This window comes from Antrihabitans stalagmiti, from assembly GCF_016482825.1.
Lineage (GTDB): Bacteria > Actinomycetota > Actinomycetes > Mycobacteriales > Mycobacteriaceae > Antrihabitans > Antrihabitans stalagmiti.
Genome location: NZ_JAEMNV010000001.1, coordinates 575776 through 600275 on the forward strand (window position 1 = coordinate 575776; position 24500 = coordinate 600275).

At 62.2% G+C, this 24500-nt stretch carries 25 protein-coding genes and 5 pseudogenes; 13 read left to right on the plus strand and 17 right to left on the minus strand.

What is annotated here, in order from left to right; all coding sequences use genetic code 11:
- Positions 1 to 220 precede the first annotated feature (220 nt).
- Positions 221 to 1642 carry an amino acid permease gene (locus tag JGU71_RS02595; RefSeq protein ID WP_199701657.1) on the plus strand — a complete coding sequence of 474 codons (1422 nt, stop codon included), beginning with the start codon at positions 221 to 223 and terminating at the stop codon, positions 1640 to 1642.
- 29 nt (positions 1643 to 1671) lie between these two features.
- Here the strand turns inward: JGU71_RS02595 and JGU71_RS02600 are convergent, their stop codons facing one another.
- From JGU71_RS02600 to JGU71_RS02610, 3 genes are all read right to left on the minus strand, one after another.
- Positions 1672 to 2916, minus strand: a complete 1245-nt coding sequence (locus JGU71_RS02600) for an NAD(P)/FAD-dependent oxidoreductase (protein ID WP_199701663.1) — start codon at positions 2914 to 2916, stop codon at positions 1672 to 1674.
- 30 nt (positions 2917 to 2946) lie between these two features.
- Positions 2947 to 4335, minus strand: a complete 1389-nt coding sequence (locus JGU71_RS02605) for a cytochrome P450 (protein ID WP_372433094.1) — start codon at positions 4333 to 4335, stop codon at positions 2947 to 2949.
- 67 nt (positions 4336 to 4402) lie between these two features.
- The gene (locus JGU71_RS02610; protein WP_199701666.1) at positions 4403 to 4723 is read right to left on the minus strand and encodes a 2Fe-2S iron-sulfur cluster-binding protein; all 321 of its coding nucleotides are present in this window, start codon (positions 4721 to 4723) and stop codon (positions 4403 to 4405) included.
- Between the two features lie 141 nt (positions 4724 to 4864).
- Between JGU71_RS02610 and JGU71_RS02615 the strand changes: the two genes are divergently transcribed.
- Together JGU71_RS02615 and JGU71_RS02620 are read left to right on the plus strand one after the other, a co-directional pair.
- On the plus strand, positions 4865 to 5542 hold the full coding sequence (locus tag JGU71_RS02615) for a TetR/AcrR family transcriptional regulator (protein ID WP_199701668.1): 678 nt from the start codon (positions 4865 to 4867) through the stop codon (positions 5540 to 5542).
- Between the two features lie 171 nt (positions 5543 to 5713).
- The gene (locus tag JGU71_RS02620; protein WP_199701670.1) at positions 5714 to 7177 is read left to right on the plus strand and encodes an MFS transporter; all 1464 of its coding nucleotides are present in this window, start codon (positions 5714 to 5716) and stop codon (positions 7175 to 7177) included.
- A 58-nt stretch (positions 7178 to 7235) separates the two neighbouring features.
- Here JGU71_RS02620 and JGU71_RS02625 read toward each other — a convergent pair whose 3' ends face one another.
- The 3 genes from JGU71_RS02625 to JGU71_RS02635 form a co-directional block, all read right to left on the minus strand.
- Complete coding sequence (locus JGU71_RS02625) at positions 7236 to 7841, minus strand: dihydrofolate reductase family protein (RefSeq protein WP_199701672.1); 606 nt, start codon at positions 7839 to 7841, stop codon at positions 7236 to 7238.
- 42 nt (positions 7842 to 7883) lie between these two features.
- Positions 7884 to 8786, minus strand: a complete 903-nt coding sequence (locus JGU71_RS02630) for a cyclase family protein (protein ID WP_199701674.1) — start codon at positions 8784 to 8786, stop codon at positions 7884 to 7886.
- 207 nt (positions 8787 to 8993) lie between these two features.
- Positions 8994 to 9356: a hypothetical protein gene (locus tag JGU71_RS02635; RefSeq protein ID WP_199701676.1), complete on the minus strand. Its 363-nt coding sequence runs from the start codon at positions 9354 to 9356 to the stop codon at positions 8994 to 8996.
- Between the two features lie 141 nt (positions 9357 to 9497).
- Here JGU71_RS02635 and JGU71_RS02640 point away from each other — a divergent pair, with 141 nt between their 5' ends.
- Both JGU71_RS02640 and JGU71_RS02645 read left to right on the plus strand, forming a co-directional pair.
- The gene (locus JGU71_RS02640; protein ID WP_199701678.1) at positions 9498 to 9830 is read left to right on the plus strand and encodes a hypothetical protein; all 333 of its coding nucleotides are present in this window, start codon (positions 9498 to 9500) and stop codon (positions 9828 to 9830) included.
- Positions 9831 to 10002: 172 nt separating this feature from the next.
- Complete coding sequence (locus JGU71_RS02645; protein ID WP_267908354.1) at positions 10003 to 10233, plus strand: CPBP family intramembrane glutamic endopeptidase; 231 nt, start codon at positions 10003 to 10005, stop codon at positions 10231 to 10233.
- A gap of 168 nt (positions 10234 to 10401) precedes the next feature.
- Here the strand turns inward: JGU71_RS02645 and JGU71_RS02650 are convergent, their stop codons facing one another.
- Positions 10402 to 11166, minus strand: a complete 765-nt coding sequence (locus tag JGU71_RS02650; RefSeq protein WP_233528579.1) for an SDR family oxidoreductase — start codon at positions 11164 to 11166, stop codon at positions 10402 to 10404.
- 66 nt (positions 11167 to 11232) lie between these two features.
- Positions 11233 to 12076 (minus strand): annotated as a pseudogene (locus JGU71_RS02655) (helix-turn-helix transcriptional regulator).
- 130 nt (positions 12077 to 12206) lie between these two features.
- On the opposite strand from JGU71_RS02655, the pseudogene JGU71_RS02660 reads away from it, so the two are divergent.
- Positions 12207 to 13145: pseudogene (locus JGU71_RS02660) on the plus strand (SDR family oxidoreductase).
- 69 nt (positions 13146 to 13214) lie between these two features.
- On the opposite strand, the gene JGU71_RS02665 reads toward JGU71_RS02660, so the two are convergent.
- Positions 13215 to 13553, minus strand: a complete 339-nt coding sequence (locus JGU71_RS02665) for a DUF2834 domain-containing protein (protein WP_199701690.1) — start codon at positions 13551 to 13553, stop codon at positions 13215 to 13217.
- A gap of 145 nt (positions 13554 to 13698) precedes the next feature.
- Here JGU71_RS02665 and JGU71_RS02670 point away from each other — a divergent pair, with 145 nt between their 5' ends.
- Positions 13699 to 14910 (plus strand): NAD(P)/FAD-dependent oxidoreductase, encoded by a 1212-nt coding sequence (locus JGU71_RS02670; protein WP_199701692.1) that lies wholly within the window; start codon positions 13699 to 13701, stop codon positions 14908 to 14910.
- On the opposite strand, the pseudogene JGU71_RS29645 reads toward JGU71_RS02670, so the two are convergent.
- Positions 14888 to 15868, minus strand: a pseudogene (locus JGU71_RS29645) (M24 family metallopeptidase). The gene JGU71_RS02670 and the pseudogene JGU71_RS29645 overlap by 23 nt on opposite strands.
- Positions 15869 to 15926: 58 nt before the next feature.
- Here JGU71_RS29645 and JGU71_RS02685 point away from each other — a divergent pair.
- Both JGU71_RS02685 and JGU71_RS02690 read left to right on the plus strand, forming a co-directional pair.
- On the plus strand, positions 15927 to 16115 hold the full coding sequence (locus tag JGU71_RS02685; protein WP_199701702.1) for a hypothetical protein: 189 nt from the start codon (positions 15927 to 15929) through the stop codon (positions 16113 to 16115).
- 234 nt (positions 16116 to 16349) lie between these two features.
- Positions 16350 to 16808 (plus strand): SRPBCC family protein, encoded by a 459-nt coding sequence (locus tag JGU71_RS02690; protein WP_199701704.1) that lies wholly within the window; start codon positions 16350 to 16352, stop codon positions 16806 to 16808.
- Between the two features lie 24 nt (positions 16809 to 16832).
- Here JGU71_RS02690 and JGU71_RS02695 read toward each other — a convergent pair whose 3' ends face one another.
- The gene (locus JGU71_RS02695; protein ID WP_199701711.1) at positions 16833 to 17843 is read right to left on the minus strand and encodes a hypothetical protein; all 1011 of its coding nucleotides are present in this window, start codon (positions 17841 to 17843) and stop codon (positions 16833 to 16835) included.
- Positions 17844 to 17912: 69 nt separating this feature from the next.
- On the opposite strand from JGU71_RS02695, the gene JGU71_RS02700 reads away from it, so the two are divergent.
- The 3 genes and pseudogenes from JGU71_RS02700 (at position 17913) to JGU71_RS29655 (ending at position 19293) form a co-directional block, all read left to right on the plus strand.
- Positions 17913 to 18488: a hypothetical protein gene (locus JGU71_RS02700; RefSeq protein WP_199701712.1), complete on the plus strand. Its 576-nt coding sequence runs from the start codon at positions 17913 to 17915 to the stop codon at positions 18486 to 18488.
- Between the two features lie 29 nt (positions 18489 to 18517).
- Positions 18518 to 18874 (plus strand): annotated as a pseudogene (locus tag JGU71_RS29650) (VOC family protein); the annotation flags it as partial.
- A 65-nt stretch (positions 18875 to 18939) separates the two neighbouring features.
- Entirely contained in the window at positions 18940 to 19293 is a 354-nt protein-coding gene (locus tag JGU71_RS29655) for a VOC family protein (protein ID WP_233528726.1), read from the plus strand.
- Positions 19294 to 19297: 4 nt separating this feature from the next.
- Here JGU71_RS29655 and JGU71_RS02715 read toward each other — a convergent pair whose 3' ends face one another.
- The 6 genes and pseudogenes from JGU71_RS02715 to JGU71_RS02745 form a co-directional block, all read right to left on the minus strand.
- Positions 19298 to 19696 (minus strand): VOC family protein, encoded by a 399-nt coding sequence (locus JGU71_RS02715; protein WP_199701715.1) that lies wholly within the window; start codon positions 19694 to 19696, stop codon positions 19298 to 19300.
- Positions 19693 to 19980 carry an ArsR/SmtB family transcription factor gene (locus JGU71_RS02720; RefSeq protein ID WP_372433078.1) on the minus strand — a complete coding sequence of 96 codons (288 nt, stop codon included), beginning with the start codon at positions 19978 to 19980 and terminating at the stop codon, positions 19693 to 19695. Before JGU71_RS02720 ends, JGU71_RS02715 begins: the two co-directional genes overlap by 4 nt.
- 52 nt (positions 19981 to 20032) lie before the next feature.
- Positions 20033 to 20404, minus strand: a complete 372-nt coding sequence (locus tag JGU71_RS02725; RefSeq protein ID WP_199701716.1) for an MmcQ/YjbR family DNA-binding protein — start codon at positions 20402 to 20404, stop codon at positions 20033 to 20035.
- A 33-nt stretch (positions 20405 to 20437) separates the two neighbouring features.
- Positions 20438 to 21429 (minus strand): annotated as a pseudogene (locus JGU71_RS30520) (LLM class flavin-dependent oxidoreductase).
- A gap of 37 nt (positions 21430 to 21466) precedes the next feature.
- Positions 21467 to 22357 (minus strand): RNA polymerase sigma-70 factor, encoded by an 891-nt coding sequence (locus JGU71_RS02740; protein ID WP_199701722.1) that lies wholly within the window; start codon positions 22355 to 22357, stop codon positions 21467 to 21469.
- Positions 22358 to 22427: 70 nt separating this feature from the next.
- The gene (locus JGU71_RS02745) at positions 22428 to 23054 is read right to left on the minus strand and encodes a maleylpyruvate isomerase family mycothiol-dependent enzyme (protein WP_199701724.1); all 627 of its coding nucleotides are present in this window, start codon (positions 23052 to 23054) and stop codon (positions 22428 to 22430) included.
- Positions 23055 to 23215: 161 nt separating this feature from the next.
- Here JGU71_RS02745 and lipE point away from each other — a divergent pair, with 161 nt between their 5' ends.
- Positions 23216 to 24454: a lipase LipE gene (gene lipE / locus JGU71_RS02750; RefSeq protein ID WP_307829491.1), complete on the plus strand. Its 1239-nt coding sequence runs from the start codon at positions 23216 to 23218 to the stop codon at positions 24452 to 24454.
- Positions 24455 to 24500: the final 46 nt, after the last annotated feature.

Genomic DNA, 24500 nt, shown 5'->3' on the forward strand with positions numbered 1-24500 from the left:
GAGCGAGCTCATTCCGGTCGATGGGCGGTCGCACAATCACAATGGATCGAACGGCTGAAGCGCTAAAGCCCGCTCCAATCGTCATGGCTAAGGGTACAAACACCCTTACGCTTGCCGTGGCTGTCACGTCGATCGAAGGGGCTTCCATGGCAAGCACCCGTGTCTACCTCTCCAACGCTGAGAGCAAGGACAATTCGATCGAAATCATCGAGGTGTCAGGATGACCGCCGCACAGCCGAAGACATCCCGCCCCCTCGGCCTGTTCCTGGTCGTCATGCTGATGTTCGGCATCATCACCAGCCTCAACGGCATGGCACCGCTGGCGACCTACGGGCTCGGTGCGATCTTCTATCTCGCCATCGCGATCGTGCTGTTCCTGGTCCCCGCAGCCCTGGTGGCCAGCGAACTCGGCACCACCTATCAGCGCGACGGCGGTGTCTACACGTGGGTCAGCGAAGCGTTCGGCCCGACCGCCGGATTCGTTGCGACCTGGCTGCAGTGGCTTCAGAACATCATCTTCTGGACCGTCGTCCTAACTGGATCCGCGGCGATGCTCGCAGTGTCGCTCGGCTGGACCGATGGCGCCGAGAACAGGCTGTACAGCGCCGCCGTCGTACTCGGCACCATCTGGCTCATCACCGCGCTGAGCCTGTTCGGACTGCGCAGCTCTGGCCTCATCGGCACGGTGGGCACCATTGCCGGGACCATCCTGCCCGGTGCCCTACTGATCGCGTTTGCAGTCGGCTACATCCTCGACGACCAGCCAAACAACCTCGTCGGCCCAGCCGCCGACCTCATCCCCGATTTGTCGGACCCGGCGAACGTCACCTTCGGACTCGCCGCAATCCTTGTCTTCGCCGGCATCGAAGTGATGGCCGCGCGAATCCGCGACATCCGCACACCCGAACGCACCTACCCGCGCGCAACACTCATCTCGGTCCTCATGATCGCCGCACTGATCGTCCCCGCAACCCTCGCCATTTCGATCATGGTCCCGGCCGACGACATCAGCATCACTTCCGGAATCGTGCAGGCGATGAACGCGGGCGTCGACCACGTCTGGCATCTCGGTTGGCTCGTTCCACTCGCGGCGATCGCCATCTACCTCGATGCGATCGGCGAGATTGCGGGGTGGATGGCGGCCACTCCGGCGGCCATGGCCACCGCCGCGCGTGAAGGGCACCTACCTCGCAAACTCGCCGCTGAGAACGCTCGCAATACAGCTCGACCGGTTCTCATCGGCCAGGCGGTGGTCGGCTCCTCGATCAGCCTGCTGTTCATCTTCCAGCCCAGTGTTTCGAGCATGTTCTGGCTGCTCAGCGCCCTGCTGGTCCAGCTGTATGTGCTTATGTACGCCATGATGTTCGCCGCCGCACTAAGACTGCGACGAACTCAACCCGACGTCCCCCGGCCGTTCCGCATTCCCGGCGGTCGCCCCGGAATCTGGCTGGTGTGCGGCATCGGCATCGTGTTCTCCGCAGCCGCAATCATCGTCGGCTTCATCCCGCCCGCCGGACTCGGCGAAGCGACCGCGATCAGCCACACCATCGTTCTCGTCGCGGCTGTCGTGCTGTGCACCGTTGCGCCCATGGCGATCTCACGACGCGAACGCGCCCGCTCGAACCCTGTTCCGAGGAGCTGAAAATGAACATGGGCACCGACCGAACGGCGTCATGCACTTTCGGATTGGGGTGCCTTCAGTAGCTCGCTCAAGGAGCTTTCCGGATCGGCGAGCTGATTCCGATCGATGGGCAGTCGCTCGTTGATGACGCGGCGGCTGAACATGAACTCTTTAGGCCGGTTCACGCAATCGGCCGCGATCATCTCGTCCTGCTTGAAGTAGAAGCAGGCGAAGCTGCGGCCACTGTCCGGATCTCCGCGGAGCACCACGTTGTCGTAGCCGTCGTTGAGTCCGGCTATCTGCAGCTTGAGTTCGTACTGGTCCGACCAGAACCACGGCAACGCCGAGATTGTCTTCGGTTTCCCGCACATGGTCGCGGCGGCCACCTTTGCGTGCTCGCCTGCGTTGGGTACAGATTCGAGGCGGAGGTGGCGATCGTAGCGGGGAATGAAGTAGCTGGCGCAGTCGCCGGCTGCGACTATGTCGGGGTCGCTGGTCAGGCTGGCGCCGTCGATCACGATGCCGTTGTCCACGGAAAGGCCTGCAGCCTCGGCGAGTTCGGTGTTGGGTACCACGCCGACACCGACGATGACCAGATCGGCTTCGATCAACTCACCGTCAGCGAGGCGCACGCCACGTACACGCTCGTCCCCCTCGATGGCTTCGACTGTGACTCCGGTCCGCAGTTCCACACCTTCCTCGCGATGAACCCGCGCGTAGAAGGTCGAGACTTCGGGTGCGGTCACGCGTTGGAGCACGCGCTCAGCGGTTTCCAGAACTGTTACTTCGACGCCGCCGAGCGTTCGTAGCGAAGCTGCGGTCTCCAAGCCGATATAGCCGGCACCGATGATGACGACGCGATTGGCGTCGGAGAGTCCACCGCGGATCCGTTCGATGTCGGCGGCATCGCGCAGATAATGCACGCCGGCCAACTCGACGCCCTCGATCGCAAGGAGACGCGGGCGGGCACCCACACACAGTGCGAGCTTCTCGTAGCCGATTTCGTCGCCGTCGCTCAGCGTGACGGTTCGTGCCTGACGGTCGATTGCCGCGACGCGGGCGTGCCTGAAGGTGATGTTCTGCTTCTCGTAAAAGCCTGGCGGACGGATGAGCAAGTCATCGAGGCTCGACTTGCCCGACAGGTAGGTCTTGGACAGCGGCGGGCGGTGGTAGGGCAACGCGCCCTCGTCGCCGATGACCAAGATCTCCCCTGCCCACCCCTCTTGGCGCAGGCTTGCGCTGAGTTGGGCGCCAGCATGACTGGCGCCGATGACGATCGCCCTGCCGCTTTCCATATGTTGCTTCTCTCGCTCGCCGTCCACCGGTCAGGCCGGCTGCTTCGCGGTGAGCTTGACCATCATTTTCGAGTAGCCGCGAACGAAGTTGGACTGCACGATCTCCGGCTCCCCAACGACCTCGATGTTTTCGAAACGCTCGAGCAGTTCCTCCCACAGAATGCGCAACTGCATTTCCGCGAGACGGTTACCCATGCATCGGTGAATGCCGAAGCCGAAGGCGATGTGACTGCGCGCGTTGGATCGGTCGATGACGAGCTCGTTCGGGCGGTCGAAGTGACGCTCGTCCCGGTTGCCCGAGGAGTACCACATGACGAGCTTGTCGCCTTTGCGAATGTGCTGACCGTTGAGCACGGTGTCTTCCTTGGCCCGGCGGCACATGTACGCCAGCGGCGTCTGCCAACGGATGATTTCCGAGACCATGTTCGGGATCAACTTCGGGTTGGCCTTGAGCTTGACGAATTCGTCCGGGAATTTGTTCAGCGCGTACACGCCGCCGGTCATCGAGTTGCGTGTGGTGTCGTTGCCACCGACTACCAGCAGCAGGAAGTTGCCGAGGAACTCCATCGGACGGTCGATCAGGTTCTTCGTCTCGTCGTCCGTCAGCATGAGGCTCAGCAGGTCGAAGCCGGGAGCCTCACCGGCTGCGATGCGTGCGGCCTTGTCGTGCCAAAGATGCATGACCTTGCGCAGAAGCGGGACGGCGTAGTTGAACGTTTCGTCGAGGTCCGACGTACCGCCCGTCGCCGCGGGCACGCCCGAAGCCAGATCGGAGATCACTGTGAGCTCTCGACGATCTTCGTACGGGTAGTCCAGCAGAGTCGCGAGCATGCGACCGGTCAGCTCGATCGACACCCGGTCCACCCAGTTGAAGGACTCGCCGACCGGCAGCCCATCGAGTACCTCCTGCACCCGAGAACGGATCAGCTGTTCCATCTCTTTGAGGTTCTTGGGTGCTACGACCCCCTGTACTGCTTGCCGCTGAACGTCGTGCTTCGGCGGGTCCATCGCGATGAACATCTCGATGTCGAAGCCTGCTGGCGGCTTGCCCATGAAGATGTACGGCTCGGCCGAGAACAGGTGGTGGTTCTTGTCCATGGCGAGGATGTCGTCGTAGCGTGTGACCGACCAGAACGGTCCGAACGGACCCTTCGGTTGGTAGTGCACCGGCGCGTCGTCACGTAGTCGCTTGAAATGCGACAGCCACTGCCCCTGGCGATACAGGAACGGGTTGCCCGTATCGATGTCCGCCAGCTTGACGTTCGCACCATCCGGAATCGGCGCCTCGATGAAGACCGGTGATCTTTCACTCTTGTCGACCACGCGACGTGCTCGGTTGTACAGATGAGCTCCGCGGACCAGCAAGTGGATGGGGACGACAGTCTCGACCTTGCTCTTCGCCTGACCGAACACGTTGATGCGCTTCGCCTGACCGAACACTTTGATCATTTCGATAACCTCGCTGTGGCTTGAATGGGGTCGTGGGCTACATCTGGTATTCGGGGAGTTTGACGGTCATACCGTCCATGGCCTCTGTGACCTCGATTTGGCACGACAGTCGCGAGGTCGCCTCGCGCTCGGGCGTCATCTCGAGCATCTGCTCTTCGTCCTCGCCCGTCTTACCGGTCAAGCTCATCCAATTGCTCTCGACGATGACGTGGCAAGTCCCGCATGCGCACTCGCCGCCGCAGTCACCATCGATGCCCGCCACTCCGTTGCTGGTAGCGATCTGCATCAGCGACTGCCCCTCGACGATGTCAGCCTCGTGCGACTCGCCGTCGTGTGAAACGAAAGTGATTGTTCCCATGTCCTACTGCCTGCTAGAAGGGGTGCGACTTCCTGCCAACTTCCACGTTGATTCAATCGCTACGAATATCTCGTTCAAACTAGGAACTCGGCAGTTCCTACTGAAACTATGGCGAGAGAACTCTGTGTGTCAACATTGAGCATGACCGATCCAGTCGTTGTGGTCCGGCCTTTCCGCGGAGTTAGTGCAGCTGACCGTGTGCGGCAGCGTCGTGACGCGTTACTCGACGCAGGACTCAAAGCGCTCGCGGATGGGCCCCTTGCTTCGGTCACCGTCGACGACATCAGCTCACGGGCAGGCTTGTCGAAACGCTATTTCTACGAGCACTTTCACACCCGAAACGACCTGTTTGTTGCCCTCGTCGAGCGACTCATCGAGCAGTTGACGGCAGCCGTCGCGACCGCTTCACAGGCGCCGAACACCGGCATGCTCGGGCGGCTACACGACGCGGTGGTCGGCGTCGTGTCCGTTCTGATCGAGGACCCGGGCAATGCTCGCCTTTTCGTGGACACGCTCGGCGGCGACCAACTGAGGGATACGGTTCGCCGGACCGAGCATGCGATGGCCGTCATGCTCATCGACGTCACAATCGCGGACACCCAGGTGACGGAGAAGGAACGCGTACGCCTGAATATGGGCGCCCTGATCCTTGTGTCCGGGACTGCTCAGGCAGTGAGCGACTGGCTCAACGGCACCATCGATTTGTCGAGGACAGAACTGATCGAGGAAATCGTCAAGCTGGCAGCGGCGGCAATCAACACCGTCTTCCCGATTTTCGATCCTTACGAGTCCCCTCAGCCCGCCATCTTCAACGACTAGCTGCCAGCACTGCCGCGAGGCCTCCCTGCAGGTCCTTGACGAAATACTCAGGCATCTCGAGCGACCGAAAATGTCCCCCGGATTCCGGCGCCCTCCATCGGACGTAGCGGTCGTGCGAGGACGCCAGCGGCCGAACCTTGTTTGTCATACACCGGGGCTATCCTCCCCGTCATGACACGCTTGCGCGGCCTTGCGATGGCCGTTCTCACTTTCGCGATGTTCATGGATCTCATGGACGTCACAATCGTCAACGTCGCGCTGCCCGCGATCCAGGAGGACCTCGGCAGTACACCGTCTCAGCTCGAGTGGATCGTGAGCGGCTACGTACTCGCGTTCGCCGGCGTACTCATAACGTCGGGTCGGTTGGGCGATCGCTACGGTCGGCAGCGGGTATTCATCGTGGGCATAACAGGATTCACGATCGCGTCGCTCACGGCTTCCATAGCCCAGAACGGCGAAACACTAGTTGCGTCCCGGGTAGCGCAGGGGCTTTTCGCCGGACTGATGGTGCCGCAGGTGCTCGCCAGCGTCCAAGTGCTGTACAAACCACGCGAGCGCGCGAAGATTTTCGCGGTGATCGGCGTCATCACTGCGATGGCCGCGGTGATCGGACCCGTGCTCGGCGGTTGGTTGGTCACGAACAACCCGCTCGGTGGCGGATGGCGGGCCATCTTCTTCATCAATATCCCGATCGGGATCATCATCGTGATCGCGGCGGTGTTCCTGGTGCCCAACTCGAAAGCGGAACGTCCGTCGCCGCTGGATCCGCTCGGTGTCCTGCTGGCCGTTGGCGGCATCTTGCTGCTCGTCTACCCGTTGGTGGAGGGTCGCCAGCTCGGCTGGCCTATCTGGTCGTTCGTGCTGATGGCCCTGTCACCCGTGGTGCTTGCGCTGTTCGTCTTCAACGAACAACGCCACAGCGAAGAGAGCGCAATGATGCCGCTGCGGCTGTTCGCGAACCGCGGTTTCACCGGAGGCCTCACCATCCAGTTCCTGTTCCAAGGCTCGATAAATGCGTTCTTCTTGATCCTTGCGTTGTATGTGCAGACCGGACTCGGCTTCACCGCTATCGCCTCCGGTGCACTTACACTCCCGTTCAGCATCGGCGCAGTCGTTGCGGCCGGTGTTGCGGCAGCGCTGGTCGCACGACTCGGCCGGATCCTGCCCGCCGTCGGCGGCACGCTGATGGCCATCGGCACAGGCTGGGTCATCTACGTATTCAATTCCACCGGGACCGGTTACTCGGGCTGGGACACTGTGATCCCGATGGCCGTCGCTGGGATCGGCCTCACCGTCATGGTCGTGCCACTGCTCGATATCGCCTTGGCCACAGTCGATCAGAAGGATTCCGGCGCGGCATCGGGTGTGCTTGGCACATTCCAACAGGTGGGCGGGGCACTCGGCATCGCCGTAGCCGGTGTGCTGTTCTTCGATGCCGCTGGACGCTATACGCAGTCGGAGCTGTTGCACGCGTTGACAATCGCGGCGTGGGTGCCCATCCTCGGCTATGCCCTCGCCGCACTCTGCAGCGGGTTGCTTCCGGGTATCGCCGCGGTGAAAGCGCACCTGGCAGCCATCGAGGACGAAGCAAACGACGAGCCCGTCGACGAGTCACCAGCGCCGTCGATGGCCTGACATCAGGCCTACTTGCGGAACTTGTTGGACCCGTGCGCAGGGGGCGGGGGCCGCTGAGTCAGGTGATTCGGCGGTAGCGGATGTGGGTGGTCAACGGTGAGTGCAGCACCTCGGCAGGCTCGAAGCCGAAGGACTCGACCCCGTCGAAGATGCGCTCGCCCGAACCGAGCAGGACGGGCGCGATGTCGAGCGTGAGTTCGTCGACAACGCCGGCGATCAGGGCCTGTCGGACAGTCGACGCTCCACCTGCGATGTCCACCCCGTTGTCCCCCGCGGCCTCACATGCTGCGGAATAAGCCGCGTCGAAGCCGTCCGTGACGAAGTGGAACGTCGTCCCTCCCTCCATCTCGATCGGATCGTGGCGGTGATGGGTCAGCACGAAGACCGGTGCATGATAGGGCGGTTCGGGACCCCACCAGCCGGACCAGTCTTCGTCCCAGTCCCCGCGGATAGGGCCGAACATGTTGCGCCCCATCACATATGCGCCGCGTGGACGCATCAGCCAACCGTTCGCGGTTTTGTCTGCTTCGGTGGCTCGTGGATCGCCGATGTGCCAACCGTGCAGTTCTCGCCCTCGTTTGCCAAGTGGGTCGTCGCGGCTCTGGTCCGGCCCGGCGACGAAGCCGTCCAGTGAGATCGACATGTGGCAGGTGGTGTCCGGCATTGCGAACCTCCTCGAGGATTCTGACCCACTCATTAGCGTAGGTCAGAATATCGCAATCGGATTGACTGGCGAGCTTGTCGCGCCTTTGAAACGCCACGGGCTGACACTTACGAAGAACGCCCAACGTTGCTCAGCGGCACAGGCTTCCGCGAGAGCATCGAGTTCGGTGTTGTCGAGTATGGGCATGCCGAGATACGGAATCAGGACCATGTGCATCGGTTCGGTCCAGCGTTCGAATCCGGGTATCGGCGGGTGGACGTCGCTGTCGGAATCGCTGCTGAGGATCGACGCACGGCGCTCGCGTAGCCACGGCAGGCAGGAGGCATGCAGACCGGAACCACGCTGGAAGGTGTTGTCAGTGCCACCGCCATTGCGAACGAACACGATGTCACCCTCGCCGACCTGGACTTGGTGCAGCCGTTCAGCGGCGTCGAGATCCTCGGGTCGGATAACCGATCCGACAGGTAGCGACCCACCGCGCACCTCACCGACGTCGAGCAGGACGCCGCGGCCGACGATGCCGACTTCTCCTATGCGTTCGATTCCGAGGCGACGTGCTCCAGTCGGTGTGACGTCTTCGACCGGGTAGCCGTTGTACATCCCCTGCTTGCCCTCTGGCGTGAATATGTGGCAAAGGGCATCGATATGCGTGACCGCGAATCCGTGGTAGGTCATGCCGATTTCGTCGATGCATCCCGCTTCGTCGGGCAATGGATCGTCGTAGCGCTTCATCTTGTACGTGACGTCGCGAAGATTCGGTGTGGTCGAGGAAATCTCTCGTCCGAATGGCACTACTCGTCCGGTCCGGATTTCCGCCACAGCTGCGAGTTTGGTCTGCGGCGTCATGTAGTTCAGCGTGCCGAGTTGGTCGTCGGGCCCCCACCTCCCCCAATTCGACAGCGACGGCAATGCGCGCTCGAGGTCGACATCGTTCTCGATAGTCATTGCGGGGCCTGCTGGTGTCGAGGTTGCAGCTGCTGTGGGTTCCGATGTTTCTCCCGCACATCCAGCCACTGCGAGTGCTGCTGCACCTGTGAAAAGACTGCGTCTGGACAGACGGTACGAAATGTCCGTTGGCTCGTTCATCGCTAGATGATCGCGCTTTCGGATTCCGGCGTCTACCAGTAAATTCGGCACCGCATCGAGCGGGAATTACCCGTCTGTATCGCGCGAGGACTCGGCCTTCACCGAGTGCTCTTCGGACTCCGTGTTCTTGTTTGCATCCGTGTCCTTGTTTGCATCCGAGTCCGAGCCGCTATCCGCCGATGTGCTGCCCGCCCGTGCGGTATCTACGATCTCGCGCGCACTTTCGCCGTCGAGTTCGAGACCCGACTTCTCCTTGTACTGCGTTTGCACTACTTCCGCGGCCTCGTCCTCCGGCGTTTCCGTCGGTACCTCGATGGTCTGCTTCACCGAGTCCCCGTCCTGCTTTTCTTCGTCTTTGTCTGCCTCGGTCTTTTCGAGCTGCTCGTCCAATTTCTGGACTGCGTCATCTGATAACTCGAAATCCTTCATGCCTACTCCTCGCCTAGTCGATTCCAGAGCAGTACCCGCAAGAGGGCGGCGCTACACCGGCGTTATGAAGGACCCGCGCTGACGCTGATCGAGGTCTAGATTGCTACTTGACTGATTCCCTCTGGCAATCCGGGGCGCTCGATGACCAACGACGTGCAAGCCGCTGCACCGACGCTGCCAGACCCCGACATTCCGTACTACAACGGGATTCCGCAGGTCATCACCGGTAGACAGTGGTGGCTCGTTATGGCGGCGATCGTCGCCGGTTTCGCCGTTGTGTCGTTGTGGGGCCTCGGTGGCGCATGGGGCCACTGGATCCCAGTCATCGCATTGCCGCTGATTCCACTTCTCGCACTGCGCCACGTCGCACCCGAACACTGGACCGCGATCTTCCGCAGAGTCAGCTTGCGGGATGTACTCCTGATGCTCGGGATCTGGATTCTCAACGTCGTCGTCACCGTGGTCGTCGGGTAGGTTCTTGTGAAACTCGTTGGCGCCAAGGACAACCCGGGTGCGGACGCACTTGCCGACGCAACCACGACCGAAAAAGTCCTCTTCATGGTGCAAGCGGTGCCGCAACTCTTCGGCGAGGAACTACTCACGATCCTGCCGCTACTTGCGCTGATGTACTACCTTTCACTCGCGGCTGCAGTGGTCACGACGGAGTGCGATGCTGGCCGCGTGGCTCGTTACCGCGCTGATCTTCGGTGCGGTCCATCTGCCTACCTATGACTGGAATGTGGTCCAGGCAGTCGTCGGAATAGGCATAGTGCGATTGATCCTGACGCTCGGGTACCTCATCACCAAGAACATCTGGGTCTCGACCGGTGCACACATACTCAACGACTGGACGATCTTCGGATTCGCGCTCAACTGAGCAAAGGCCGCGAACAAATTCGGCAACCACCGGGTATCCACGATCGTCACCCCTGATCGTTGTTGCTGCGCTACCGAATTGGCGCTGGAGAGCACCGGTCGGCGCGGGGGGTGGCAACGGTCGATGGCGTGTTGCTCTCGAGCGCGATGGGGTCGAATTAGAGAGGGACTACCACGCGACGCTGCCCATCCGGTCGAAAAATTGCCCGGATGGGCCGTCGCTGCCGAGTAGCGCCATGTCGGCCACAATCTCTGCGGCGTCGGCCGCATCCGTGGGTGCCGCCGCGCGGTTGGCGGCACCACCGAGGTCGGTTCGGACCCAGCCGGGGCAAATCGAGTTCACCTTGATGGACGTTCCGGTCAACAATTTTGCGAGCGCAACGGTCAACCCGTTGAGTGCGGCCTTCGACATCTGATACGCAGGCACGACCTGGCCGTAGTACTGCGAGCGCGGGTCGGATTGATCACTGAGGGAACCCATCGTGCTCGACACGTTCACGATTCGTCCGGAGGCAGATTTGCGAAGCAGTGGCAGGAAGAACTTCGTCATAGTTACAGCACCGAAGACGTTGGTATCGAACGTCTCTCGGAATGCGGAGAGATCCAGTGGCGACTCGACCGGCCGAGTCGCCTCGGGCAGTACGCCCGCGTTGTTGACGAGGATATCGATTCTGCCGAAGCGAGCGGAAATATCGTCGGCGGCCGATTCGACACTGCTCTCCGACGTGACATCGAGCGAAATCGCCTGCGCCAGAATGCCTTCACCGCGCAGTTGCGCCGCGGCGCGTTCGCCTTGCACTTCGTCGCGGGCGCCGATCAACACCGTCACGCCCCCACGACCGAGTAACCGAGCTGTTGCCAAGCCGAGGCCGCGATTTCCGCCGGTGATCAATGCGATCGTTGACGGCGTCTGGACGGTTGTCGTTGTTGTCATGTCCACCAGCCTGGGTCAACCGCTTCTCGATTGCTGGCGGAAATCGGACCCCTCGCTCGCGGTACATCAGACCGAAGTCTGAGCGCCGATGACCGACAGCAGTTGCAGCTTTCTCGTAGCTCTCACTCCCCGGCACCGCGGTGTAGACGAGCAGCCAGTTCGACTGCGCCGGATCGAGCAACGTCTGGCAATTCAGTTCCAGCGCACCGACTTCGGGATGGGAGAACCGCTTGACCTCGTGCGGTGCGATGCCGATCTCGTGCTCCTTCCACAGGGTTCGGAACTCCTCACTCTGCGTGGTGAGCAAGTCCGCGAGGTGGGCGGCTTTCGACCCCGGCCCTCGCAGAGTGAGCACACCCCGAAGCCCCGAGACATACATGCGCGAGAAGAATTCGTGATCCTCGGGCGGGTGCAGTGCGCGGGTAGCCGGATCCGTGAACCACCGGTAGCCGATGCTGCGAGACGGTCCTGTGTATCGGCTCGCATCGCCGATCAACGCGACGCCGAGCGGTGTCTGACGCAACGTCTCCCCTAGTTCGGTGACGATTTCGGCTGCGGTGTCGTCGGCGAGTCGGTCGAAGATCCGCATCATTCCCGGGCTGACGTAGTCACTGCCCGACCCCCTTGCCGGCGGCTGATGCCCGGCGAGGCGGAAGAGATGGTCGCGCTCGTCGCGCGAAAGATGCAGACCTTGCGCGATCGAGGAGATCATCTGCTCGGAAGGCTCTGGGCCACATTCCTGCTCGAGACGCGCGTAGTAGTCGGTCGACATGTGGCACAGAGCGGCGACCTCCTCCCTCCGCAATCCGGCGGTGCGGCGTCGCTGTCCACGCGGTAGTCCGACGTCCCCCGGCTGCAACGCGTCCCGACGACTGCGAAGAAGCTCGGCAAGACCCGCTCGATCGATCATGAATGCATTCTCTCCCTGCGCGATTGCTCAGCCACGGATTGTCGATCCGTGGATAACTCCGACCGCACCGGGCAAAGTCGTCGCCAAGCACCAACCGGTGCACCTCGGATTCAAGTCAGGAGCAAACCTCATGTCACGCAAGCAAACCGACATCGCCGTCCCAGATCTGTCGGGAAAACGAGCGGTGGTCACGGGAGCAAGTGATGGCATCGGGATCGGTATTGCGACGAAACTCGCCGGCGCCGGCGCAGAGGTGATCATGCCCGTCCGCAACCCGCGCAAGGGCGAGGCCGCCGTCGACAAGATTCGCGCGCAGCACCCGAATGCGAAGCTCACGCTCGAGTCGATGGACCTGTCCTCGCTCGCATCGGTTGCGGCACTCGGTGAGAAGCTGATCGCCGATGGCGCCCCGATCCATTTCCTCGTCAACAATGCGGGGGTGATGACGCCGCCCGAGCGACAGACCACTGCCGACGGCTTCGAGCTGCAGTTCGGTACCAACCACCTGGGCCATTTCGCACTCACGGGACACTTGCTTCCGCTGCTCGAAGCCGGGCAGGCACGGGTGACCTCGCAAACGAGCATCGCTGCCCGCAGCGGCGCGATCAACTGGGACGATCTGAACTGGGAGCGCGAATACAGCGGCCAGAAGTCCTACTCGCAGTCGAAGATCGCATGCGGCCTCTTCGGTCTCGAACTCAGTCGCCGTAGCAGCGCAGCAGGATGGGGCATCTCGAGCAACATCTCCCATCCCGGCGTTGCTCCGACCAGCCTCCTCGCAGCGCGTCCGGAAGTCGGACGCGCCAACGACACATTGGGTGTGCGACTGATTCGTTGGTTCTCGGCACGAGGTCTCGTCGTTGGAACCGTCGAGACCGCGAAGCTACCCGCTGTCATGGCGGCGACGATGCCCGAATCGAAGGACGGCGGCTTCTACGGTCCGCAGTGGCCGGGTAACGTCGGCGGCCCTCCTGGAGAGCAGAAGCTGTGAAAGCCGTTGCGCAACACCGAGAATGCAACGCGACTGTGGACGATATCCGAGGAGCTGACAGGCGTCTCCTTCGCCTGAATTCTATGAATTGCCCTCGCAATAGTCGATCCGCGGACCCGGCAAGACTGACGCCTCCCCGCTGACCAATCAGCAAGTCGCTTCTGCAAGTTTCCTTGTGCGGGCAATCAGGTAGAGCGGGAACGCGACGCTGATTGCCACCACAAAGACGAGCACGACGTAGAGCCAGAGCAGCGGAATCTTGTTGCGGCGGCCGTCGACGATCATAAATACCGTGGCTGCTACACCGACGGCAAGCAGGTCGATGGTGACGAACGTTGCGATGTGTCCGTCGACTGTCGCTTTCAGTGCATCTGCTACGCCACCAGGGCCAACGATGTAGTCGATCAGGACCCACTGCGTACCAACCAGGGCGGCGATAGCGACGGCTGCGTAGACGAAACATGCGATCTTGTCGGACTTGGTCATCAACACTCCTTCGGCTGAAACACTTCGCGCGAGTGTGCACTTCTCTGCCGCACAAGTCGATTTTTTCGACGGAAGGTGCACACTCGGCACACGCCGACCGCCGGGGAACGGGTTGAGGCCGACCCATCGCGGGTACTGCCGAGAAATGGAGAACAGCGACGTCGGGATCGACCGCACCTTCGACGTCCTGATCATCGGAGGCGGCAACGCCGGCATCAGCGCAGCCGCCTTACTGAAGCGTCGCGGCGTGACCGATGTCGCCGTCATCGAACCGCAGAAGGTGCATACCTACCGTCCTCTGTTGTCTTATGTCAGCGGCGGTCAGGCGACGCTGAGCGACGCAGAACGGACCCAGCGGTCGGTCACACCGAAGGGCTGTACCTGGCTGGCCGACTCTGCTGCGTTCGTCGACGCGCCTGCTCGCACTGTCACGTGTGAGTCCGGACGGAAGTACCGATACCGCGATCTCGTGCTGGGGCCTGGATTGGTCCCGGACACAGAGGAATTGGCCCGAATCGACGACACTCTCGACTCGGCGAAGGCGACCAGCAACTATGTCGACACTGCTGGGAAGACCTGGGATCTAGTGCAGGCCATGCCTTCTCGGGGTCACGCAGTGTTCACGGTCCCGCGATCGCCGGTAAGTTGCACCGGAACCACTGTCAAGCCACTGTTTCTCGCGGCTGCGCACTGGCGCCGGACGGGACGTATCCCCGGCGTGTCCATCACCCTGGTCATCGACCGACCACAACTCCTCGGCGTGCCGGAACTCGACGAACGGCTGAACACGCTTTTCGCCGAACTAGGGGTTGTGGTGCACTACGACACGAACGTAGCCGAGCTGAACCCGGACGACGACAACATCACGGTTGGCCACCGCGACGGGACTACCCAGCAACTGCACTACGACCTACTTCACCTCGTACCGCCGTTTCGCGGTCCACGTTGGTTGGAGGAGTCGAAGCTGACCGGAGACGACTCCAACGGACTCGTCGACATAGATCCGCAGACCCTCAGACACCGCTCGTACGACGACATCTGGGCGGCGGGCGACGGCGCCGCTCTGGACACGGACCCGTCGGGTGGGTCACTGCGCAAACAAATCGCGGTCCTGGTCGACAACCTCCTCGCAGCGCGAAGTGGAGGCGACATGGCCGCATTCGACGGCTACACCGTCGCACCCGTCGCAATCGACAACCATAAGCTGATCGCGGGCGAATTCGATCGGACCGGCTCGATAAGTTCCTCTGTGCCTTCGTTTCTCGACCCACTGAAGCCGCGCCGCACGGCATGGGCGTTCGATCGCTACGTGCTCCCCAGGGTGTACTGGAATCTCATTCTCCGCGGATACCTCTGACCTCGGCCCAGGCCGGGTCTTCACCTGCACGAAGGTCGAGGACCTCACACCCCGTCGCTGTCACGGCGACGATGTGTTCCCAGTACGCGGCCGGCGCGCCATCAGCTGTGACCAAGCTGGCCACTTCGTTGGTCAAGAATCGCATCTCACCGGACCCGGTGGTCAGGTAGATCTCGATGCTGAACGTCATGCCTTGTTTGACTACGCGCCCTTCGTTCAGGCCGCCGGACTTCCACGGAATGAACCAGCCGTCGTTGTGCTCACGTCCGATGCTGTGTCCGACTGCGGGGAAGGTGTGAATGATCTTGTAGCCATGTGATTCGGCGAAAGTCGTTGCGGCATAGCCGATTTCGTTGAGTGTGACACCCGGTCAGACCAACCCGATCACGTGCCACATCACTTGCAGACTTGCCGCATACAGTCCCGTGATTTCTGGCGACGCATCATTGCCGACGATCCATCGCCTGGCTGTGTCGCACGACCAGCCGTCCTTGCGCGCACTGATGTCCATTCCGAACAGATCGCCTGTTCGGAGCGCGCGCTCGTCGGCCGGCGCATTGGCAACCACGTCGTTGAGCGCATAGCTGGCAGATATGTTGTCCGCGTGGGCCATTCCGGTGCCGGACGCTTTCACGGCAAGCCGAACAACTTCGGCGCCATATTTGCCGACAATCAGATCGTGGGTCAGCTGATCGATCTCTCGGATGGTGATTCCGGGGACGATATGCGCACTGATCTCGTCGAGAACGTGTGCACCGACAGCTCCCGCCGCCTTCATCTTGGCGATATCGTCGGCAGATTTGATGGACATCTGCTGAAAGGGCTCGCCTTCGAACAACTTCTGAATGTTCGCGGTCGCCTCGTCGGTCATGTACGGAATACCGAAACGACTCAGTGTCTGATCACCCATCTGCGCTCCATCTCCGGTCGGGACTGTTTCATGATGAACTGTTTCCATCCGTTCTGGCGCCGATTTGGCAGCGACCGATGCCCGAAAGTGTGTTGCATCCGTCGATGTGATCGAGGTACTCCCCGATGTGCCGGACGACGTGCTGCGCAGACTCGTTTTCGCGATCGTGCACGATGCAGCAGATGCGGGCGCACTTCGGATCGTCACCCGACTGCACCACGTCGCGCTCGCGGAACAAGGTTTTGTTCCCGGTGACAACGGCGGACTGACCCTGGACGTGATGGACATGAAATGAGACCAGGCGAATTCATCTGCCCGCAGCGATATCCTCGAGATCTGCCGAATGTGCTTCGCCGACTGGGCTCTGGTTGTGAATTCCACTCGAACGATGCCGCAGTAGAAGCCCGCTCGCTGGCTTGCTCAGCGATCGCAGATGAGGGAGTCATTGATGATTGGCGACATTGCTTCCACCCTTCGACGGTTTCTAGAGCCGCCTGAAGGCGTTGATCGAAGTCGCGACGATACCGGCATGACAGATCAGGCGTCGGTAGTCATCGACGCTCCGGTGCAACAGATTTGGGACTTGGTCACAGATATTTCCGGCATGGGCCGATGGAGTTCGGAGAACCGTAGCGGGTGCTGGCTGGGTGGCGTAGCGGGTCCCCGGGTCGGTGCCTGGTTCGTCGGAGTCAATCGCATCGGGCCGGTGGTGTGGGCAACGCCGTGCGAGGTCACGGTGTCGAATCCATTCGAGCACTTCGAGTTTCAAGTTCACATCGTCGGACCACGGTGGGGTTATCGACTAGAGCCTCACGAGCGTGGCACGTTGCTTACCGAGTATCGCGAATGGTCCTACACGTCGGCGTTCAACCGAGCGCTCCGCTGGTCCGGTCCAGTCGGCCGGCTGCGGGACAACCATGCACTGCATGGGCTGCCGGGAACCTTGGCAGCCCTCAAAGCTCACGCCGAATCGCAATCCGCAACGTAGCGAACCTTGCAATCCGCGCGGGATTTACGTTTTCCGCCAACCTTCGTCGCTACGCCTCCACAGCGTGGGTTCGTCCTCGGCGGTAATGACGGCATTGTTCAGCCACCATGTCGCGTCCGGGTTCCAACCGGCCAGGACAGTGGCACGCGGATTGTGCGACAACGGAATTGCGAGACCAGGGGTCGTCAGGTAGCCGTAGATGCTGAGATGCACGGCGTCGTAGTCTTCGGCCACTGCGAGCCAGTCCGGAATGAACCAATCGTGCCGCTCACCCGTCGTCGACAACCAGACGGAACGCCTCGATTCGGGGACCGCAAACGGATACGAATCGACGAGGCTGGCCCAGTCCGTCGGATTCGCAATTTCGTAGACCCGAGGTGTGCCGTGGACCTGCACCGGCCACACTCGGGCTTCGCCACAGCCGGACGAATCCTCCTCGAGCATCAACTCGAGCGCGCCGAGTCCGTCCCGGGACCTGCTAGTCGACAGAGTGCCACCCGCAGGGGTTGACCACCATTCACCGCCCATCGTGTTGTTGGGACGATCAACGCGGTCCTGCCGGAACCGAGCTTCTGTCTGAAGAGCGCGCTCCAGCCAAAGTTTCAGGTGGTCTTCCGAAGGGCGGTACGGCGCAGTGGATTCCGGCCACTGATCGATCGAATACGGGTGCAAGACGTAGCGCTGATTCTCGAGGTCGACGGGCTCCACCCACCACCGAGCGTGCGGGGAATCCAATGCTGCGGCGATAACTGGGCGCAGTGCCTCGATCACCTCTGGGTCCGCGAACAACACGTCCTCTTCGTCCGGCGGCTGCCAGTAGCGCGCAAAGTCTGTGGCGAGCGACAAAGCATCGAGCAGATCCCATTCGGACAACTTCGCAACAGCCCGGATATCGACTGCCCTGACTACGTCGCGAACATGTTCCGGGGCTATCGGCCGACAATAGGCACTGTCGTCATTACTGCATTTGTACGCGACATTCGCGGCAAAGAATCGACCGCGAGGCGACGCGAGCGCAAGTGCGACCATGTCCATTGGTCAAAGCTATCGGAGAAGCGATGCACCGGCGCCCGACCCACGGCAGCGGCCTGGGACCATCTATTTATGACGTCGCCCGCAATGACTGAAAATGGGAGCACGATCTACGACCGCGTCGTGCAGCGCCGGGGTGGTCCGTTACCGCCCGGCCGGGCCGCTAACAGGTTGTCCGCGTACATCTACGGCAATATCTTGACCTGTGCGTCCGTTGCGATAGCGACGCCGGATGGCATCGAGGACGGTTCGGCCGCGGCGCTGGTGCTCGGGACTGCGGCGACCACATTCGTCGCACACATCTTCGCAGACATGGTTGCGCATTCGAACATCCCGGACTCGGATGAGAACTCGAACGAAGACACCCGTCGGATTCATTTGGGCGAACATCTCCGTGACGCAGTGCCTATCGCGTCGTCGGCGTTTATACCGGCATTCATTCTGTTGCTCGGTTGGCTTGGTGTGATGTCGCCACTGTGGGCACAGTTGTTGGCAGGCGCAGTGGTTATCGTCCGAATAGCAGGTGTGCAGATAGCTACTCAGCGCATCCGAGGGAACGGGTTGTCACTGCGATATGTGATCGCAGGACTTGTGACCGCTGGTCTTGCTGCGGCGATTGTCGTGGTCAAGGTAGTGATCACGCACTGATCGACCAAACGAAGAAGGGATTGAAGTTTATGGCGGAGCGAGACACATCCTCGCCCGGAGCGCCGCGCTGGGTGGAGACATTCCAGTCGAATCCGCGCGCGGCGACCGAGTTCTACGGCCAGCTTTTCGGCTGGACTTTCGACGAACCGACCGCGATGCCAACAGGTTTGGAAGGTGAGTACTTCACGGCCCGCCTCGGCGGGAAGCGAGTCGCTGGAATCGGTCAGGCGCCGTCGTCGACTCCGGTCGGCTGGATGACCTGTGTGGGCGTCGACGATGTGGCGCAATCTCTTTCGCTCGCCGAACAGGCTGGAGGCACGCGCGTCGTCGGACCGGTGGCCGCTAGCTTCGGCGGCGAGGTCGGCATACTTACCGACGCCACTGGCGTCCCGTTCGGTTTGCGGCAATCGGGCGAGCACAGCGGAGCCGAGGTGGTCGGCGAGCCGAACTCCTGGGCGATGAGTTCGCTGCACACCACCGACCTCGCGCGAGTGAAGCGTTCTACGGCAAAGCATTCGGGTGGGAACTCGCCTCGGTTCCAGGTGCCGGACTTTCGAAATGGATCCTGCGGGGCGAGGTGGTTGGCGTCGTGACGGCGACGGACGGCGTCACTGTGCCGCCGCACTGGAGTATCAATTTCGCCGTCGTCGACGCTGATGCCTTCGCTGAGCACGCCGTCAGCCTTGGCGGCGCAGTCCTCATGGGTCCGATGGACACACCAGGGTTCCGCAACGCAGTGATCGCTGACCCGCAAGGCGGCGTCATAGCGGTAAGCGCGGTGGCACAGCGAACTGCCACGGCGTGATCTGCTACTGAGCCTCCGGCTTCATCGAAATCATCTGAATCAGGTTGCCGCAGGTGTCGTCGAAGACGGCGACCGTCCCGACGCCGATGTCGGTCGGCTGCTGCGTGAATACAACCCCGGCTTCGGTCAATCGTTCGTACTCGGCGTCGACGTCGTCGACAGCGAACTGCGCCAACGGAATCCCATCGGCAACCAGCGCGTCGCGATAGGGCTTGACGGCCGGGTGCCCTGCCGGTTCGAGCAGGAGATCGGGCCCGTCCAGTGCATCGGGCGATACGACGGTCAACCAGGCGTCCTCCCCCACCGGCACGTCGTGATGCTTGACGAAGCCGAGAACGTCTGTGTAAAACGCCAACGCGGCCCGTTGATCGTCGACGAAGATGCTGGTCAATTCAATTCTCATGTGCTGGAGCCTTTCTCGGCTACTGGCCAGCGCTGCGTTATCGCAGCGAGTGGCTCACTGTTGAAGAAATGGAACTTCGATCGGCCTCGACGCTCCGTCACGACAAGTCCCGCAGACTCGAGCACAGCGAGGTGCTGAGAGATGGCTTGTCGTGTCGAACTGAGCCCGTGGCGCATGGTGAGCAAGGTGCAGATCTCGAACAGCGTCTGTCCGTCACTGGCGGCCAGTTCGTCGAGTATGAGGCGTCTTGTCTCATCGTCGAGTGCTCTGAATACGTCCGCCACACCGACCACAATACGCAAGTAGCCACTTGCGTATCACCCCCCCCGCGGGATTTCAGTCGCCAGGCCGCTCGACCTGTTCGGCCAACCGAGCTGGCGCCTGCAGGCAGTACGAGTCGGTCAACATCTCGGTGAGCTCGTCCCAGTCGGTCTCGTCGTCGATGATCAGACCGACCGTGTTGGTGCCCCACTCGGTCTTGAAGTACGGCGGCCCAAGGTTTTCGAACGCCAGCACCTCCGACGGTTCGGAGCGGAAGAGAATCCGAAACAGCTGGTCCTCACCGCCGAACACGTGGGCAACGGTCGAACTGCCGACTCGCCACCTAATGCCGACCCAGGCCGATTCTTCTTCGCAGCTGGGAAATCGACCGAGAATGTCGCGGAGACGCTCCACCCATTCGCGCGGTACATCAGGACGGTCGGCCACGAAACGAGAATGCCATACCGATCACCTGCTCGATCATCCGGCAGCGGCGACCAAAGTTGTTTCGATTGTCTCCCAGGATATTCCGGCCGGAAGGACGACCATTTGGATATCGGCGTCGGGTGCCCAGCGGTCGAATGTCGCACGCACCTGGTCGGGGGTTCCATGGGCTGTGAACGCGGCCAGCGCGGCCTCCGCCTCCGGCGGAACGATCGAACGCGTCGGGCTGGGTCGCGGATTGGCGTCCCGAATGGCCTGCACCTCGTCGCCGAATCCTTGGTCGGCAAGCAGTTCCGCATAGCCGTCACCCATGGCGCAGATGTACCAGGCGAGGCAACTGGCAGCAATGGCACGCGCGACCTGCGGGTCGGCATCCGCGACTGCGAACGGTCCGGCCGCGACCGTGATCGGCGGACGGCCCACGCGCAGACTCGTGATTTCACCGGCGCGCTCACGAAGAAGCTCCTGGGTGAGGAACAGCGGATACCAACCGTCGCCATGCTCGGCGACCACACGCGTCGCCAGCTTGCCGCTGCCAGCGATCCAGATCGGAAGGTCCGGCGCCGCAGCAATTCCCAGTTTCATAGGGCGTGCCTGTCGCGACGGGTCGATATGGACACGTCGCCGGCAAGTATGGACCGCACCTCGCCCGCGACTTCTCGTAGCTTCGCAACCGGACGCTCGAACGCCATGTCGTGCAGCCCCTCGGTCATTGCCCGACTACTCGCACCGAGGCCGAGTATCGCTCTGCCTCCACTGATTTCGTCGAGAGTCGCTGCGCTCATCGCGAGCGCAGCCGGAGTCCGACTCCACACCGATAGCACCCCTGATACCAGGGAAATTCGCGACGTCTGCAGCGCGACCTCCGTCAGCAGCAACGTCGAATCGTGACCCCAACCCTCGGCGAGCGAGAAGATTTCGAAACCGAGTTCTTCGGCTCGGCGCGCTGTAGCGACAATGACGTCACGTCTGGTTTCCATCGGTGTGAAGGCAACACCGAAGCGACGTGCGGAGGATTCGACGGCCATACGAGGTGGAACGGACCAACCCCCCGTTCGGTTCAACTCACCGCGTCAAAGCTGTCTCTTGCTCCACACGGGACATCTTCGCGGGATTGCGCACGATGTAGAGCCCGCTGATCAGGCCGTCGTCGATCCGCACGGCGACGACGTCGTCGATCTCCCCGTCGAGTCGAAGGATCAACGCTGGGCAGCCGTTGATCTGCGCCGGCTCGACGGTAAACCGGCCTGCGACACGAGGCAGTCCGACCGCGAGCAAACGCGCAACCCGCGTTGCCCCGACGACCGGTCGCGGAACGGTCTGCGCAACACCGCCACCGTCACCCAGCAGAACCACGTCCGGGGCGAGGACGTCGACGAGGCCCTGCAGATCACCGGTCTCGATCGCCCGTCGAAATGCGTCCAGGGCGTGTCGGGACGCTGCCGCCGACACTGGTCCGCGTGGTCGTCGCGCAGCAACGTGTGCCCGTGCTCGATGCGCAATCTGGCGCACAGCAGCGGGATTCTTGTCGATGGCTTCGGCGATCTCGTCGTACTCCAACGCGAACACTTCTCGCAGGACGAAGACCGCGCGTTCGGTTGGCGCAAGAGTTTCCAACACGAGAAGCATCGCCATCGAGACGCTGTCGGCAAGTTCGACGTCCTCGGCCACATCGGGCGACGTCAGCAGCGGCTCGGGCAACCAGTTGCCGACGTAGGACTCTCGGCGTCTGCCCACCCGACGTAACTGACTCAGAGCCTGCCGGGTTGTGACGCGGACGAGGTAGGCGCGCTGATCCCGAACCTCGTCGAGTTCGACGTCAACCCAGCGCAGCCAGACTTCCTGCAGCACATCTTCAGCGTCCGCCGCCGAGCCGAGCATCTGATACGCAATCGTGAAAAGCAGATTCCGTTGTTCGGTGAACGCCTTCGTCGCGGCTTCCATGTGCTCGGCCATAATCGATTCCCTTTCGCGCGCGGACCTATCCCCCATACGACGCCGGCCCGCACCGCTTTGTGACATACCGTCAGCCAAGTGCCGCCGCCAACGCCGCGACTCCCGGTCCGTCGAGATCGTCCAGCGCCGTCCGACGCCCGCACACGGCCAGCAATAGCGACAGTGCGGGTCCTCGAACTTCAGGGCCTTCGCCGAGCGACAGGTCGGCGTCGGTAGCGGTGAAACGACAACGTGCCACCAGCTCTTTGGCGCCGCCGAAGGACGCGGACGTGTTGGCCTGCAATCGAATCGATCTGACCACAGCATCGATCGGGTACACACCCGTCGAGCCCAACGCACGCCGAATGTCCTCACCGTGCACGATTGCCTCCACGAGCCGACTGTCGAGCGGAGCCGGCGGCGTCGAGGTCCGCGTCACGACGTCGCGAAATCGCTGCAGGGTCGCTTGCGGTGAGGCACCGCGCTCACGATCGACGCCGCGGGCATTCTGACGGTCGAAGTCGAACCGCGCACGAGCGAGACCGACGACGAAACCTAGTCGGGTCGTCTTGGCGGTGTCGATCAGATGAGCGACCACATCGTGCACCGTCCACGTTCCACACAGTGACGGCTTGTCCCATTGCTGGTCGTCGAGCTTCTCGAGGTCGGCGATCAGTGCAGCACGCTCCGCGTGTACCAGTTGCCAAACGTCGCTCACAAGTTCTCCTTCGGTCGGTCGACTACGTTCCGACAACTAGGACCGTCGATGCCGTGCGAACTCATCGGTCGGGTCCCAGCTAGTGGTTGTACTCCAGCGACGTCGAGCGCTGTTTGCCCGGCCTTCCGAAGGCCCGCCGTAGGGTGAGTCGCGTGACCCAGGTGAGCTCGCAATTGCACGGCAGGATCCGCGTCGTCGCCGATCTCGCTGCCGTGACCGACATCGGCGACGAAGATCCGTCAGGCGCCGAACCCGCCGCCGTCGAACGAATCTGGCGCTCCGCCGAACACTGGTACCGCGCCGGAATGCACCCGGCGATTCAGGTGTGCATCCGCCACAACGGCGCGGTGGTGCTCAACAGGGCGATCGGGCACGGCTGGGGCAACGGCCCGACGGATCCCGCGAACTCCGAGAAGGTTGCCGTTTCGACGGACACACCGTTTTGTGTCTATTCGACGGCCAAGGCGATTTCGGTGACTGTCGTTCACCTGCTGATCGAGCGTGGCGTTATGTCTCTGGACGACCACGTGTGCGACTACCTACCGACCTACACGAGCCATGGCAAAGATCGCACCACCATTCGCCACGTGTTGACGCACAGCGCGGGCGTACCGGTTTTCAGGGGGCCTAGGTTCGACCTTCGCCGGTCCGAGGACAGCGACTACACCCGTGAGATGCTCGCGCAGCTGAAACCGATTCACCGTCCGGGTCTGATGCACATCTACCACGCGCTCACCTGGGGTCCGCTGGTCCGCGAACTCGTCCTGGCTGCGGCAGGCAAGGGCATTCGCGAGGTCTTGGCAGACGAGATTCTCGATCCGCTCGGCTTCCGCTGGACCAACTACGGGGTCACCGAAGCGGACGTGCCACTGATCGCGCCGAGCCATGCGACCGGTACTCCGCCGCCGCCCGCCATTGAGGCAGCCTTCCGCAAAGTGGTGGGCGGCACGCTGACGCAGACGATCGACAGGTCGAACACTCCGCAATTCTTGACCGGCGTACTGCCGTCGTCGAACACGGTCTCCACTGCGTTCGAACTGTGCCGATTCGCCGAAATGCTCCGTCGCGGTGGCGAACTCGATGGGGTGAGGGTGGTGAACCCGGAGACGTTGCGATCCGCTGTCGTCCAGCAGCGACGGCTGCGGCCCGACATCGCAACGGGCGGAGTACCCCTGCGTTGGGGCACCGGCTACATGCTCGGGTCGCGGCGATTCGGACCGTTCGGCCGAAATGCGAGCGCGGCATTCGGACATACCGGTCTGACCAACATCGCGATGTGGGCCGATCCGGAACGAAATCTGTCGGCAGCCGTGGTCAGCAGTGGGAAGCCCGGTTCACATCCGGAAGCCAAGCGATATCCCGCCTTGCTCGACACCATCGCCGAGGAATTTCGGACCTAGGCGGCTACGCCGCTCGTGCGTCTTTTCGGCGGTCCCACCCTCCGAA

Bases quoted from the DNA above. Each gene is read 5' to 3' on its own strand.
- JGU71_RS02615 (WP_199701668.1), top strand. From the start codon at position 4,865: ATGACCGATCCAGTCGTTGTGGTCCGGCCTTTCCGCGGAGTTAGTGCA.
- JGU71_RS02665 (WP_199701690.1), bottom strand. From the start codon at position 13,553: ATGACCAAGTCCGACAAGATCGCATGTTTCGTCTACGCAGCCGTCGCT.
- JGU71_RS02740 (WP_199701722.1), bottom strand. From the start codon at position 22,357: ATGGCCGAGCACATGGAAGCCGCGACGAAGGCGTTCACCGAACAACGG.
- JGU71_RS02640 (WP_199701678.1), top strand. From the start codon at position 9,498: ATGACCAACGACGTGCAAGCCGCTGCACCGACGCTGCCAGACCCCGAC.
- JGU71_RS02635 (WP_199701676.1), bottom strand. From the start codon at position 9,356: ATGAAGGATTTCGAGTTATCAGATGACGCAGTCCAGAAATTGGACGAG.
- JGU71_RS02690 (WP_199701704.1), top strand. From the start codon at position 16,350: ATGACAGATCAGGCGTCGGTAGTCATCGACGCTCCGGTGCAACAGATT.
- JGU71_RS02670 (WP_199701692.1), top strand. From the start codon at position 13,699: ATGGAGAACAGCGACGTCGGGATCGACCGCACCTTCGACGTCCTGATC.
- JGU71_RS02700 (WP_199701712.1), top strand. From the start codon at position 17,913: ATGACGTCGCCCGCAATGACTGAAAATGGGAGCACGATCTACGACCGC.
- JGU71_RS02595 (WP_199701657.1), top strand. From the start codon at position 221: ATGACCGCCGCACAGCCGAAGACATCCCGCCCCCTCGGCCTGTTCCTG.
- JGU71_RS02600 (WP_199701663.1), bottom strand. From the start codon at position 2,916: ATGGAAAGCGGCAGGGCGATCGTCATCGGCGCCAGTCATGCTGGCGCC.
- JGU71_RS02625 (WP_199701672.1), bottom strand. From the start codon at position 7,841: ATGCCGGACACCACCTGCCACATGTCGATCTCACTGGACGGCTTCGTC.
- JGU71_RS02715 (WP_199701715.1), bottom strand. From the start codon at position 19,696: ATGAGAATTGAATTGACCAGCATCTTCGTCGACGATCAACGGGCCGCG.
- JGU71_RS02650 (WP_233528579.1), bottom strand. From the start codon at position 11,166: ATGACAACAACGACAACCGTCCAGACGCCGTCAACGATCGCATTGATC.
- JGU71_RS02695 (WP_199701711.1), bottom strand. From the start codon at position 17,843: ATGGACATGGTCGCACTTGCGCTCGCGTCGCCTCGCGGTCGATTCTTT.
- JGU71_RS02630 (WP_199701674.1), bottom strand. From the start codon at position 8,786: ATGACTATCGAGAACGATGTCGACCTCGAGCGCGCATTGCCGTCGCTG.
- JGU71_RS02610 (WP_199701666.1), bottom strand. From the start codon at position 4,723: ATGGGAACAATCACTTTCGTTTCACACGACGGCGAGTCGCACGAGGCT.
- JGU71_RS02620 (WP_199701670.1), top strand. From the start codon at position 5,714: ATGACACGCTTGCGCGGCCTTGCGATGGCCGTTCTCACTTTCGCGATG.